Genomic DNA, 574 nt, shown 5'->3' with positions numbered 1-574 from the left:
GCGAGGAGAACACCGCAGGTCCCAAGATCGACAGCAATCTTCACGCACTCGCCCGACTGGATACCCGCCCCGGTCAGGACCTTCACGTCCGGGTTGACCGATCTGACGGCATTGACGGACCGCTCGATTATTCCAGGGTCGGCCTTTGAGACCGAGACACCGCTCCCGATCAACTCCGGAGGCTCGACCGCCACATAATCGGGCCCGAGGGCCGCCGCTGCGGCGCTGGTCGAGTCGTTGTTCGTGCAGACGACCGATTCAAGGTTGAGCCTGCGAGCGGCCTGGACGCAGGCGTCGATATCGGCCAGAGTGAGGCGTCGCTCAGAGTGGTTGATCAGGGTGCCGCGTGCACCTGCCGCCCTGACCGCCTCGGGGAGAATATGGCCCGTATGGGCGCCGGGGGTGATCGCATCGATATGCTGGGCATAGACCGGTATTGCATAGTGGTGACTTATCGGATGAATCTCAGTGAACGCCGGCGCGATGCCGATGACGACGCCGCTCTCCTGTGCCACGGTCTCGGCTGCAGCGGCGATCCGGTGAGCATTGCGGCCCATACCCTCCTGATAGGTCT

1 protein-coding gene is annotated in these 574 nt (G+C 63.6%); it reads right to left on the bottom strand.

From position 1 onward, the window contains the following. On the bottom strand, positions 1-574 hold a 574-nt coding region (tpiA, locus tag ACI94_RS09995; RefSeq protein ID WP_286681386.1), incomplete at both ends, for a triose-phosphate isomerase.

This window comes from Methanoculleus sp. DTU007 (genome assembly GCF_001512385.1).
GTDB classification, from domain to species: domain Archaea; phylum Halobacteriota; class Methanomicrobia; order Methanomicrobiales; family Methanoculleaceae; genus Methanoculleus; species Methanoculleus thermophilus.
The sequence above is the reverse complement of the archived record's forward strand: the minus strand, read 5'-3'. Positions and strand labels throughout refer to the sequence as shown.